Source organism: Polaromonas sp. CG_9.7, from assembly GCF_015752205.1.
GTDB lineage: Bacteria > Pseudomonadota > Gammaproteobacteria > Burkholderiales > Burkholderiaceae_C > Polaromonas.
This window is the reverse complement of sequence record NZ_JADOVG010000007.1, coordinates 34661-47679: the sequence shown is the minus strand read 5'-3', so window position 1 is coordinate 47679 and position 13019 is coordinate 34661. Positions and strand designations below refer to the sequence as shown.

The following is a 13019-nucleotide window of genomic DNA, read 5'->3' as shown; positions in this document are numbered from 1 at the left end:
TGAATGAAAAAGCCTTCTGCCGCAAGTGCAGCCTGCGTAATCAGCTATTGAAAAAGTAGCAAATTGCCCGATGGGTCAAGTCAGCTCAAAACGCCTGGGCCCGCCGCAAGCCGTGCTGACGCGCAATCCGGCCCGGTGCCATTGCCGGGCTGGTAATGCGCGCAGATCGCCTCGACCAAAGACTGTGCATAGGCGGGCAGCGCTTCGCTTTCCCGTACCAGCACGTAACGCTCGCGCACACTCCAGTCGTCGATTAACTCGATCAGCGCCAGGTTCATGCTGTGCTGGTTGCGGCGCGCAGCACTCTCGGGCACGATGCCGACCCCCACGCCTGCGCCAATCATGCGGCACATGGCGTCAAAGCTGCTCAATTGAACGCGCAGCTTGAGCGGCTTGCCCAGCTTGTCGGTGACTTGTGCCAGAAAGGTTTGCAGCGTGCTGCCCTGGTGCATGCCCACGGCGTCGTCGTCAAGCGTGTCGGCAAAGGCAATGCGCTGGCGACTGGCGAGGCGGTGGTTGCGCGGCGTGACCAGCACCAGCCGGTCGGTGCTGAAATGGTGCGATTGCAGGCCCAGGGTGTCGACCTGGCCGGCCACGATGCCGATGTCGGCGCGTCCGTCGAACACGCCGCGCGCAATTTCCGGGTTGGGTTTTTCCTGAAGATCAACGTTGACATTCGGATTGGCCGCCAAAAAGCCCGGCAAGATTTCAGGCAGAAAATCGGTCACGGCGGTGGTGTTGGCAAACACCCGGACATGGCCGCGCAGGCCGCCGCTGTAAGCCTGCAAATCGCGTCGTAATTGCTCGGTCTGGCGCAGCACGCCGCGCGCGTGGTGCAAGAAGGCTTCGCCGGGCGGCGTCAAGCGCACGCCGCGCGCTTCGCGGTAAAACAGCGGCAGACCGGTTTGTGTTTCCAGCGCCTTGATGCGTGCACTGGCAGCGGCCAGCGACAGGTTCTGGCGCCGCGCTGCGCGGGTCAGGTTGGATTCTTCCGCACTCAGCACGAACAGGCGCAGGTCGGTCAGGTCAAATTGCATGGCGCGATGCTAGCGCAATGCCGCGCCAGCGTTCGGCTTTGACGAAGGCTTGGTTCTAAAATGGCAGATTGCCGTGGTACTGAAAACCCGCCATCATGCAGGGCATGACACTCAACAACGACGCGCGCACGCTGGACTCCGCCACCTTGGCGCACTTGCAAGGCTGGGTCGGCCAGACCGAGAGCCTGATCGACGAGATCAGCGCTGCGCCGGTGCGCGGGCTGTCGGCCACGCTGGACCGCGACGACCCGGCACCGCTGCCGGGGTTCGCGCTGTCGCCCTTGTGGCACTGGCTTTATTTCGTACCGCAGCCGCTGCAGCGCGAGATTGGCCCCGACGGCCATGCCCGGCGTGGCGGTTTCTTGCCGCCCGTGCCGTTGCCTCGCCGCATGTGGGCCGGTGGCCGGCTGCAGTGGTCGCAGGACAATCCTCTGGTGGTGGGCGATGCCGTCAAGCGCATTTCGCGCATTGAGTCGGTCACGCACAAGGCCGGCCGCACGGGCGACCTGCTGTTCGTGCTGGTCAAGCATGAGGTTCACAACGCCAGCGGCCTGGCCTTGCGCGAGGAACATGACATCGTTTACCGCGCCGCCACCCAGCCCGGTGACCCGCTGCCACAGCCGGTATCGCAGCCGGTATTGGCCGAGCCAAGCGCCGCCTGGCAGCGCACCGTGGTGCCCGACGAAGTGATGCTGTTTCGCTATTCGGCACTGACCTTCAACGGCCACCGCATTCACTATGACCGAAAGTACGTGACCGAGGTCGAAGGCTACCCAGGCCTGATCGTGCATGGCCCGCTGATTGCCACGCTGCTGGTCGATCTGGTGCGTGCGCATGCACCCGGCGCGTTCATCACGTCTTTCAGTTTCAAGGCGGTGCGGCCGACGTTTGACCTGCATCCGTTCACCCTGCACGGCCAGCCCTCGGAAGACGGAAAAACCGTTCGCCTGTGGGCTCAGGACCACGAAGGCTGGCTGACCATGCAGGCGACTGCCGCGCTGGCCTGATTTATTTTTTTTATTTAAAAACTGTTCATGATCAAAACTACTCCCGACCAATACCAGGAAATCCGCGATGCAGTGCGCGCGCTGTGCGCCGAGTTCCCCGACGAATACCACCGCAAGATTGACAATGAGCGCGGCTACCCGGAAGCGTTTGTCGATGCGCTGACCAAGGCCGGCTGGCTGGCCGCGCTGATCCCGGTGGAATACGGCGGCTCGGGGCTGGGCCTGGCCGAGGCGTCGGTGATCATGGAAGAAATCAACCGCAGCGGCGGCAATGCCGGCGCCTGCCACGGCCAGATGTACAACATGGGCACGCTGCTGCGCCATGGCTCGACCGCGCAAAAAGAGCTCTACCTGCCGCGCATTGCGAGCGGCGAGTGGCGCCTGCAATCGATGGGCGTGACCGAACCCAGCACCGGCACCGACACCACCAAGATCAAGACCAGCGCGGTGAAAAAGGATGGCCGCTACGTCATCAACGGCCAGAAAGTCTGGATCTCGCGCGTGCAGCATTCCGACTGGATGATCTTGCTGGCCCGCACCACGCCGTTGGCCGACGTGAAGAAAAAGAGCGAAGGCATGTCGATCTTCATGGTTGACTTGCGCCTGGCCGAAAAAACCGGCATGACCGTGCGGCCGATTCCCAACATGGTGAACCACGAAACGAACGAGCTGTTTTTCGAGAACCTGGAAATCCCCGAGGAAAACCTGATCGGCCAGGAAGGGCAGGGCTTCAAATACATCCTGGACGGCCTGAATGCCGAGCGCACATTGATTGCCGCCGAGTGCATTGGCGACGGCTACTGGTTCATCGACCGTGTGACCAAATACGTCACCGAGCGCGTGGTGTTTGGCCGTCCGATCGGGCAAAACCAGGGCGTGCAATTTCCGATTGCCGAAAGTTATATTGAAATCGAGGCTGCCAACCTGATGCGTTTCAGGGCCTGCGAGCTGTTTGATGCCCGCCAGCCCTGCGGCGCCGAAGCCAACATGGCCAAGTACCTGGCCGCCAAGGCCTCGTGGGAAGCGGCCAATGCCTGCATCCAGTTTCATGGCGGCTTTGGCTTTGCCAATGAATACGATGTGGAGCGCAAGTTCCGTGAGACCCGGCTGTACCAGGTCGCACCGATCTCCACCAACCTGATCCTGAGCTACATGGCCGAGCATGTGCTGGGCATGCCGCGCTCCTTTTAAGGGATGGCCATGACCCGACCGCTTGACGGCATCACCGTCGTTTCCCTTGAACACGCCATTGCCGCGCCGTTCTGCACCCGCCAGCTGGCCGATCTGGGCGCGCGCGTCATCAAGGTCGAGCGCCCCGGCGTCGGCGACTTTGCCCGCGCCTACGACACACGCGTCAAGGGCCTGGCGTCGCACTTTGTCTGGACCAACCGCTCCAAGGAAAGCCTGACGCTGGACCTCAAGCAGCCCGATGCGCTGGCTGCGCTGAAGCTGCTGCTGGACCAGGCCGATGTGCTGGTGCAAAACCTGGCGCCCGGCGCTGCCGCACGCATGGGCCTGTCGTTCGAGGCGCTGCGTCAGGCGCACCCCCGACTGATCGTCTGCGACATCTCGGGCTATGGCGAAGACGGCCCGTACCGTGACAAGAAGGCCTACGACCTGCTGATCCAGAGCGAAGCGGGTTTTCTGTCGGTCACCGGCACGCCCGAGGCGCCCAGCAAAGCCGGCAATTCGGTGGCCGACATTGCCGCGGGCATGTATGCCTACACCGGCATCTTGTCGGCGCTGCTGCTGCGCGGCAAGACCGGGCAGGGCTCGCACATTGATGTGTCGATGCTTGAATCGCTGGCCGAGTGGATGAATTACCCGATGTATTACGCCTATGACGGCGCGCCGCCCCCGCCGCGCACCGCCGCGTCGCATGCCAGCATTTATCCCTATGGGCCGTTTGCTGTGGGTGATGGCGGCACGGTGATGCTGGGCCTGCAAAACGAGCGCGAATGGAAGGCGTTTTGCGCCGGCGTGCTGCAGGACGCGGCGCTGGCCACCGACCCGCGCTTTGACAGCAACGCCAGGCGAAACGAGCACCGCGAGCCGTTGAAAGCGTTGATCCTCGGTGTTTTCAGCACGCTGACGACGGCGCAGGTCGAGGCCCGGCTTGATGCGGCGCAAATCGCCAACGCCCGCATGAACGACATGGCCGGCCTGTGGTCGCATCCGCAGCTCAAGGCGCGGGGACGCTGGCAGGATGTCGGCTCACCCGCTGGAGACATTCCTGCACTGCTGCCGCCCGGCCGCAACAGCGCGTTTGACTACCGCATGGATGCCGTGCCCGCCGTTGGCGAGCACACCGAGGCCATCCTGCGCGAGCTGGGGCAGGGCGATGCGCAGATTGCGGCATTGCGCGCGGCGCAAGCCATTTGAGGCTTGCAGCTCGCCTCCCGCCCTGGGGTGATTCGATCACGCTAAGAAGCTATCAAAAAAATAGCTGCTTGCGCCCGTGCAGTATGCGCAAACAGCCTATTTGACTCATAAGGATTCACCATGACCCATGCGACTGCCGAACTGGCTGCGTTTGCCGCCGGCCTGCGTTTTGAAGACATTCCCGAACCTGTGGTGCGCCGCACCGAGGATTTGCTGGTGGACTGGTTCGGCTCTGCCGTTGCCGGCCACGGCGCCCGGGCCGTCGACAGCATCACGCGCTTTGCGGCCGCCATGGGGCCGCAGCCGGTGCCGGGTGGCGACACACCAGCCGGCCCGTCCGAGGTGATGGTCAGCCGGGCGCGCACCAGCCCCTACTTTGCCGCTATGGCGAATGCCGCCGCGTCGCATGTGGCCGAACAGGACGATGTACACAACGCCTCGGTGTTTCATCCGGCGACGGTGGTGTTTCCGGCGGCACTGGCCACGGCGCAAGCGCTGGGCGCCAGCGGACAGCAACTGCTTGCCGCCAGTGTGGCGGGTTACGAAGTGGGCATCCGCGTGGGTGAATTCCTTGGCCGCTCGCATTACAAGGTGTTTCACACCACCGGCACGGCCGGCACGCTGGCCGCTGCCGCTGCTGTGGGCCATCTGCTGAAACTCGATGCGCGGCAGATGCAGCATGCCTTCGGATCCGCCGGCACGCAGTCGGCCGGGCTGTGGGAGTTTTTGCGCACCGCGTCGGACAGCAAGCAATTGCACACCGCGCATGCCGCCGCCGCCGGCCTGATGTCGGCTTACCTGGCCAAGGACGGTTTCACCGGCGCGGCACAGATTTTTGAAGGCCCGCAGGGCATGGCCGCCGGCATGTCGAGCGACGCCAATATCGCGCGCCTGACCGACCGGCTGGGAACGCGCTGGGCCACGGCCGAAACCTCGTTCAAATACCACGCCAGCTGCCGCCATACGCATCCGGCAGCCGATGCGTTGCTGCAGGTCATGCAGGAAAACCAGCTTGGGGTCGATGACCTGGCGCGTGTCGTCACGCGGGTGCATCAGGGTGCTATTGACGTGCTGGGGCCGGTGGTTCGGCCCACGACCGTGCACCAGTCCAAGTTTTCCATGGGCACGGTGCTGGCGCTGGTGGCCCGTTTTGGCCATGCCGGCCTGGTTGAGTTTGACCGGCATTTTGGCGACGACACCACCCAAAGCCTGCGCGACCGCATCACGATGGAACTCGACGCCGAAGTCGATGCCGCCTACCCGCAGCGCTGGATTGGCAAGGTCACGGTGCACACCCTTGATGGCCGCGTGCTGCACGGCCGTGTCGACGAGCCTAAGGGCGACCCCGGCAACACGCTGAGCCGCGAAGAACTCACCGCCAAGGCATTGCGCCTGGCGGCTTTCAGCCAGGGCGCCACGCCGACCGAAATGCAGCTGGCTGTCGATTCCCTGTGGCAGGTGGCGCAATGGCCGCGTGTCGGCATGTTGCTGCCGGAGGCCTGATGACTGAAGCGACTGCAACCTCCACGCATCACCTCGCACGCGCCCGCTCGTTTTTGTTCGTTCCGGCCACCCGGCCGGAGCGCTTTGCCAAGGCGCTGGCCTCGGGCGCTGACGCGGTGATCATCGACCTGGAAGACGCGGTGGCCCCGGCCGACAAGGACGCGGCGCGCCACGCGTTGCTGCCGGCGATGCTGTCGCTCAATCCGGCGCAACGCGGCCGCTTGCTGGTACGCATCAATGCGGCGGCTACGCCGTGGCATGCCGGCGATCTGGCGTGCGTGCGTGAATGGGTCACACAGGGACTCGGGGCGGTCATGGTGCCCAAGGCCGAGTCGGTGGCGGGGTTGGCAGACGTGGCCCGCGCCGCAGGGCCATGCGCGCTGCTGCCGCTGATCGAATCGGTGGCGGGACTCGACGCGGCCACTACGCTGGCCGCCTGCCCGCAGGTGCTGCGGCTGGCGTTCGGCCATCTCGACTTTCAGGCCGACGCAGGCCTGGCTTGCGCTGCCGACGAGTCCGAGCTGGTGCCGGTGCGGCTGGCGCTGGTGCTGGCTTCGCGCCGCGCCGCGTTGCCCGCGCCGGTGGACGGCATCTCGCCCGGCACGCAAGACACCGTGCAACTGGCTTCAGATGCAGCGCGCGGCCGGCGCGGCGGCTTTGGCGGCAAGCTGTGCATTCATCCGGCCCAGGTGGCGGTGGTGAACGCGGCGTTCACGCCCAGCGCCACCGAGATTGACTGGGCTCAGCGTGTGGTGGCGGGTTTTGCTGCGGCGGGCGGCGGTGTGTTCAGTCTGGACGGCCGCATGGTGGATGCGCCTGTGATGCTTCTGGCGCAGCGCACATTGGCGCATCGTCGCGACGATAACCAGGCTGGCTGACCGCACGCAGAAGTGAAATCAACGTTTTAAATCGGAATGGCGGTTTGTACTCATGACATTCAGCACTTTTGTGACTTACCATTTCCCCGCGGGCCAGACATTCGAGCTGGCCGTTTTTTTTAGAGACTCAGGAGACACAAGATGAAAATTGCAAATCGCATGCGCCGCCAGTTGCTTGCCACGGTCGGCATCATGGCTGGCGCGCTCGCCATGCCTATGGTTGCATCGGCCCAGGCGCCCATCGTGATCAAGTTCAGCCACGTCGTGGCAGACCAGACGCCCAAGGGCCAGGGCGCCCTGAAATTCAAGGAACTGGCTGAGAAAAAATTTCCGGGTCGGGTGACTGTCCAGGTGTTCCCCAGCTCGCAGCTGTTTGGCGACGGCAAGGAACTTGAAGCGCTGCTGCTGGGCGATGTGCAACTGATTGCGCCTTCGTTGTCCAAGTTCGACCGCTACACCAAGAAAATCCAGGTATTCGATCTGCCTTTCCTGTTTGACGATATTGCCGCTGTCGATGCATTTCAGGCCGGCCCCAAGGGTCAGGAACTGCTGGGCTCCATGGTGAACCGCGGCTTGCGTGGCCTGGGTTACTGGCACAACGGCATGAAGCAGATGTCCACCAACCAGGACAAGCTGGTCCGGCCTGAAGACGTCAAAAACCTGAAGTTCCGCATTCAGGCCTCCGACGTGCTGGAAGCGCAGTTCCGCGCCTTGAACGCCAGTCCTCAAAAAATGTCGTTCTCCGAGGTTTACCAAGGCTTGCAAACCGGCGTAGTGGACGGCCAGGAAAACACCTGGTCCAACATTTATTCGCAAAAGTTCTTTGAAGTGCAAAAGACCATCGCCGAAACCAACCATGGCGTGATCGACTACATGGTGGTCACCAACGCCAAGTGGTGGGATGGGTTGCCAGCAGACATCCGCAAGGGTCTGGGCGAAGCCATGGTCCAGGCGACCGCGCATGCCAACAAGCTCGCAAACGACTTCAACGAAGCCGACCGCAAGAAGATTGCTGAAGCCGGCAAGGCCAAGATCCAGAAACTGTCAAAGGAAGACGTGGCCGTGTGGCGCAAGTCCATGGAGCCGGTGTGGAAGAAGTTTGAAGGCGACATCGGGCGTGACCTGATTGACGCCGCCCTGAAGTCCAACAAGTAAAACAGGAATGGCCTGCTGAAGCAGGCCTTTTTTTTATCATGCGATTACTTGAGTATCTGGAGGAAGGTTTGATCACCTTCCTCATGGCGGCAATGACGCTGATCACCTTCATGCAGGTGATTGGGCGTTACGTTTTTAATTACAACTTTGTCTGGTCCCTGGAATTGACCGGGGTCATGTTTGCCTGGCTGATCTTCATCGGCATGTCTTACGGTGTGCGGGTCGGCGCCCACATCGGTGTTGATGCGCTGGTCAAGTCCCTGGGCAGCACGGCGGCACGCGTCGTGGGTTCGCTGGCGGCGGCGTTGTGCATCCTGTATGCCCTGCTGGTCGCTTTTGGCAGTTTCCAGTATGTCCAGAAAATGTACGACGTCGGCATCCTGATGCAGGACATGCCGGTGCAGAGCTGGATTCCTCGCGCAATTTTGCCGGTCGGGTTCTTGCTGCTGGCGTTCCGTTTCAGTCAGGTGCTGTGGCGTCTGGCAACCGGACAAGACGCGCATCTTCTGGGCGATGAAGCCAAGGAAGCCTTGAAGCTGAGACAAGACGAGCCGGACGGCGAGGTACAAAAATGACGATTGCTGCACTGTTTCTTTTGCTGTTTGTGTTCATGGGTCTGGGCATGCCGGTGGCCGTGGCGCTTGGACTGTCGTCCATCCTGACGATCATGATGTTTGCCCAGGATTCAATGGCTTCGCTGTCGCTCAAGCTGTTCGAAACCTCCGAGCACTACACGCTGCTGGCGATTCCTTTCTTTATCCTTGGCGGTGCGTTCATGACCACCGGCGGCGTGGCCAAGCGGATGATCCGTTTTGCCAATGCCTGCATCGGGCACATGCGCGGCGGCCTGGCCATGGCGTCTGTGCTGGCCTGCATGCTGTTTGCCGCCGTGTCGGGCTCGTCGCCTGCCACCGTGGTGGCAGTGGGCGCCATCGTGATTGCCGGCATGGTGCGCGCGGGCTATCCGCAGCCGTTTGCCGCCGGTGTGATCTGCAATGCCGGAACGCTGGGCATTTTGATCCCCCCGTCCATCGTGATGGTGGTGTATGGCGCGGCCACTGAAACCTCGGTCGGCAAGCTGTTCCTGGCAGGCGTGATTCCCGGCATCACGCTGGGGCTGATGCTGATGGTGGCCATTTACATACGCGCCCGCATGCTCGACTTGCCGCGTCAGCCGCGTGCCTCGACTGGTGAAATCTTTAAAGCCGGCCGTGACTCGATGTGGGGCTTGTTGCTGATCGTCATCATTCTGGGCGGTATTTACGGCGGCATTTTCACGCCGACGGAAGCGGCTGCCGTGGCTGCGGTGTATGCCTTCTTTATCGCGGTGTTTGTTTACCGCGACATCGGAATGCGCAAAGTGCCACACGTCATACTGGAGGCGGGCAAGGTCACGGTGATGCTGATGTTCATCGTCGCCAATGCGCTGCTGTTTGCGCATGTGCTCACGACCGAGCGCATTCCGCAGACCATTGCCGAGGCCATCATTGGCTGGGGCATGGTTGACTGGCAGTTTTTGATCGTGGTCAACATATTGCTGCTGATTGCCGGCATGTTCATGGAGCCCACCGGCATCATTTTGATTCTGGCGCCCATCCTGTTCCCGATTGCTTCCCGGCTTGGCATTGACCCGGTGCACCTGGGCATCATCATGGTGGTGAACCTGGAGATTGGCATGGTGACGCCGCCTATCGGGCTGAACCTGTTTGTCACCGCGGGCATCACCAAGATGTCGATCATGCAGGTGGCCAAGGCCGCCTTGCCGTGGACCCTGGTGCTGCTGCTGTTCCTGGTGATGGTCACTTACATCCCGGCGATCTCGCTGTTCCTGCCCAACCTGCTGTTCTAATCCCGGTACCGCCGGCTCTGCCCATGCTGATGAGCGCATGGGCAGAGAATTCAATATAAAAAATAGCTTTTAGCCCAATCCAGCAGGGTTTCAACGGCTATAAAAACCATCGTGTTTCGGTCTGCACTTGGCGTCAAGCCTGCAACTGCTGCGCCAGCAGCACTGCGACATGCACCGCCTCGCGCTGCGCACCATCCCTGATCTGATGCCGGCAACTGGTCCCGTCCGCGACCACGATGGCATTGGGCTGCTGGCGCACGGCGGGCAGCAGGCTGAGTTCGGCCATCTGCATCGACACTGCGTAATGGCTGGCCTCGTAGCCGAAGCTGCCCGCCATGCCGCAGCAACTGGACTCGATCAGCTCGGGTTTTGCGCCCGGAATGAGTTTGAGCACCTCCATGATCGGGCTGACTGCGCCAAACGCTTTCTGGTGGCAATGGCCGTGCAGCAGGATGGCTTGCGTCGTTGGTTTGAGTTTGGCCTTGAGTGTTTCCAGCTTTCCGGCGGCGGCTTCCCGCGCCAGAAACTCTTCCAGCAGCAGTGCCTGACCGCTGATGGTTTGGGCCGCGTCGCCCAGGCCCATCACCAGCATTTCATCGCGCATCGTCAGCAGGCAAGACGGCTCCAGCCCGACAATGGCGATTCCTTTTTCAGCAAACGGGAGCAGCGCGGCGACGAGTTCTGTGGCCTTGGCCTTGGCCTGGTCCACCATGCCGCTGGCCAGGAAGGTCCGGCCGCAGCACAGGCTTTTACCGTCTGCTACGGTTTTGGTAGCTACATGCACTGTGTAGCCGGCCGCTTGCAGCACTTTTAAGGCCGAACTGGCGTTGTCGGATTCGAAATAGCCGTTGAAGGTGTCAACGAACAGCACCACCGGCTGGCTGGCCGCCAGCACTTCTTCGCGAGTGGCGCTGACGGGTGCTGTATTGAAAAAAGTACGCGTTTTCCACTGCGGCAATGTGCGTTTGGCGGACAGGCCCAGCATTTTTTCGCTGAGCAATGCCAAGCCGGGAATGCGGTCACGCAGGTTGAGCAGCGGTGCCATGCGGCTGGCCCAGGGTGCGTAGTCGGGCAGGTGAGCAACCAGCTTGTCTTTCAGCGTGTAGCCGTGCTTGCCCTTGTAGTGGTGCAAAAACTCGACCTTCATCTTCGCCATGTCCACGCCGGTCGGGCAGTCACGCTTGCAGCCCTTGCAGCCGACGCAAAGGTCAAGTGCTTCTTTCACCGCTTCGCTGGTGAAGGCGTCTTCTGCCTTGAGGCCTTCAAGCTGGCCTGACAGCGCCAGGCGAAGGGTGTTGGCCCGGCCGCGCGTCAGGTGCTTTTCGTCGCGCGTGACGCGGTAGCTTGGGCACATGACACCTGTGTCGAACTTGCGGCAGTGGCCGTTGTTGTTGCACATTTCCACCGCCTTGGCAAACCCCTGCGCCGGGTCGCCGCCCGTGCCGGGCGCGCTGGTCTGCTCGGTGACCGGGTCGTTTTGCACATCCCAGGCGCGCCAGTCGAGCGCGGTCTTGATCGGAATCACCTTGTAGCTGGGCGGAAAACGCATCAGCCGCGTGTCGTCCATCTTCGGCGGATTGACGATGCGCTGCGGGCTGAGCAGGTTCAAGGGGTCCAGGTAATGCTTGATCTGCGCAAAGGCGTCGTTGATCTTCGGGCCGAACTGCCAGCCGATCCACTCGCCCCGGCACAGGCCGTCGCCGTGCTCGCCGCTGTAGGCGCCCTTGTAGTGGCGGACCAGTTCCGAAGCTTCCTCGGCAATCGCGCGCATTTTTGAGGCCCCATCCCGGCGCATGTCCAGGATGGGCCGCACATGCAGCGTTCCGACCGACGCATGGGCATACCAGGTGCCCTTGCTGCCGTGCTTGCGGAACACATTCGTCAGCGCGTCGGTGTATTCGGCCAGGTGCACCAGCGGCACGGCGCAGTCTTCAATAAAGCTGACCGGTTTGCCGTCGCCCTTGAGGCTCATCATGATGTTCAGGCCCGCCTTGCGCACCTCCCACAGGTTTTTTTGCGGTGCGTCGTCGACCATTTCGACCACCGAGCCCGGCAGCCCCAGTTCGCCCATCAGCTCGACAAGTTGCCTGATCTTGGGTGTGAGTTCAGCTTTGGAATTGCCCGAGAACTCGACCAGCAATATGGCGTCGGGCCGGCCGATCAGTGCGGTGCGCACGGTGGGCGCGAAGGCCGGGTTTTGGAGCGACAGCTCGATCATGGTGCGGTCCACCAGCTCGACCGCTGTCAACGTGCCGTCGCCCAGCCTGACGATGTGCTGGGCCGAGTCCATTGCCTGGTAGAAGGTCGGAAAGTTCACCACGCCCAGCACCTTGGTGCGGGGCAATTCAGACAATTGCAGCGTCAGCGACTTTGTCAGGCCCAGCGTGCCTTCGCTGCCTATCAGCAAGTGCGACAGGTTGACCGAACCGTCGGTCGTGTAGGGCTTTTCGTTCTGGTTGTTGAAGATGTCCAGGTTGTAGCCCGCCACCCGGCGCAGCACCTTGGGCCAGTGCGCCTGCAATTCGGGCTGAAGCGCATCGGACATCGCCTTGACGTAGTCGCCCAGCTGGCGCGCCGGTCCACCTGCCATGTCATACCGGCCCAGCTCCAGCAGGATGCCGTCGGAACGCCAGGCCGTGGCACCCAGCACGTTGTGCACCATGTTGCCGTAAGCGATGCTGCGGCTGCCGCACGAGTTGTTGCCGGCCATGCCCCCCAGCGTGGCCTGCGCGCTGGTCGAGACATCAACCGGATACCACAGGCCCTGGGGCTTCAGTGCCGCATTGAGATGGTCCAGCACGATGCCAGGCTCGACCACGGCGGTACGTGACTCGGCGTCCACGCTCAGGATGTTGCGCACATGCCTGGCGTGGTCGATGACCAGGCCCGCGCCCACCGTCTGGCCGCACTGGCTGGTGCCACCGCCGCGCGCGACGATGGGCACCTGCAGGTCACGGCAAATGTCGAGTGCGGTCTTGACCTCAGCCGCCGTGCGCGGCACGAACACGCCAACCGGCATCACCTGGTAAATCGACGCATCGGTGGCGTAACGCCCCCGGTCGGCGGCTGAAAACAGCACCTCGCCTTGCGTTTCTGCGGCCAGCCGTGCGGCCAGCCGGCCAGCGACTTCATTGCTGGCGCGGGCCACGTCGTCGTAGGCATGGCTCGCGGCTTCGCGGGTGATCTTGAGCGGGAGGGGTGCATTCAT

At 62.5% G+C, this 13019-nt stretch carries 10 protein-coding genes; 8 read left to right on the top strand and 2 right to left on the bottom strand.

The genetic code is table 11. From position 1 onward, the window contains the following. Nucleotides 1-80: 80 nt before the first annotated feature. Complete coding sequence (locus tag IWX87_RS08850) at nucleotides 81-1037, bottom strand: LysR family transcriptional regulator (protein ID WP_196863166.1); 957 nt, start codon at nucleotides 1035-1037, stop codon at nucleotides 81-83. 104 nt (nucleotides 1038-1141) lie between these two features. Between IWX87_RS08850 and IWX87_RS08845 the strand changes: the two genes are divergently transcribed. From IWX87_RS08845 to IWX87_RS08810, 8 genes are all read left to right on the top strand, one after another. Then, nucleotides 1142-2044 (top strand): MaoC family dehydratase N-terminal domain-containing protein, encoded by a 903-nt coding sequence (locus tag IWX87_RS08845; protein WP_196863165.1) that lies wholly within the window; start codon nucleotides 1142-1144, stop codon nucleotides 2042-2044. 27 nt (nucleotides 2045-2071) lie between these two features. Continuing rightward, entirely contained in the window at nucleotides 2072-3235 is a 1164-nt protein-coding gene (locus IWX87_RS08840; RefSeq protein WP_196863164.1) for an acyl-CoA dehydrogenase family protein, read from the top strand. Between the two features lie 9 nt (nucleotides 3236-3244). Beyond that, nucleotides 3245-4426 carry a CaiB/BaiF CoA-transferase family protein gene (locus tag IWX87_RS08835; protein WP_196863163.1) on the top strand — a complete coding sequence of 394 codons (1182 nt, stop codon included), beginning with the start codon at nucleotides 3245-3247 and terminating at the stop codon, nucleotides 4424-4426. Nucleotides 4427-4546: 120 nt separating this feature from the next. Continuing rightward, nucleotides 4547-5929: an MmgE/PrpD family protein gene (locus IWX87_RS08830; protein ID WP_196863162.1), complete on the top strand. Its 1383-nt coding sequence runs from the start codon at nucleotides 4547-4549 to the stop codon at nucleotides 5927-5929. Further along, the gene (locus tag IWX87_RS08825; protein ID WP_196863161.1) at nucleotides 5929-6807 is read left to right on the top strand and encodes a CoA ester lyase; all 879 of its coding nucleotides are present in this window, start codon (nucleotides 5929-5931) and stop codon (nucleotides 6805-6807) included. The genes IWX87_RS08830 and IWX87_RS08825 overlap by 1 nt, the downstream gene beginning before the upstream one ends. A 141-nt stretch (nucleotides 6808-6948) precedes the next feature. Further along, on the top strand, nucleotides 6949-7962 hold the full coding sequence (locus IWX87_RS08820) for a TRAP transporter substrate-binding protein (protein WP_370583825.1): 1014 nt from the start codon (nucleotides 6949-6951) through the stop codon (nucleotides 7960-7962). A gap of 38 nt (nucleotides 7963-8000) precedes the next feature. Next, entirely contained in the window at nucleotides 8001-8537 is a 537-nt protein-coding gene (locus tag IWX87_RS08815) for a TRAP transporter small permease (protein WP_196863160.1), read from the top strand. Next, the gene (locus IWX87_RS08810) at nucleotides 8534-9811 is read left to right on the top strand and encodes a TRAP transporter large permease (RefSeq protein WP_196863159.1); all 1278 of its coding nucleotides are present in this window, start codon (nucleotides 8534-8536) and stop codon (nucleotides 9809-9811) included. Before IWX87_RS08815 ends, IWX87_RS08810 begins: the two co-directional genes overlap by 4 nt. 133 nt (nucleotides 9812-9944) lie before the next feature. On the opposite strand, the gene IWX87_RS08805 is transcribed toward IWX87_RS08810, so the two are convergent. Continuing rightward, nucleotides 9945-13019, bottom strand: coding sequence for an FAD-binding and (Fe-S)-binding domain-containing protein (locus IWX87_RS08805; RefSeq protein WP_196863158.1), 3075 nt, complete (start codon nucleotides 13017-13019; stop codon nucleotides 9945-9947).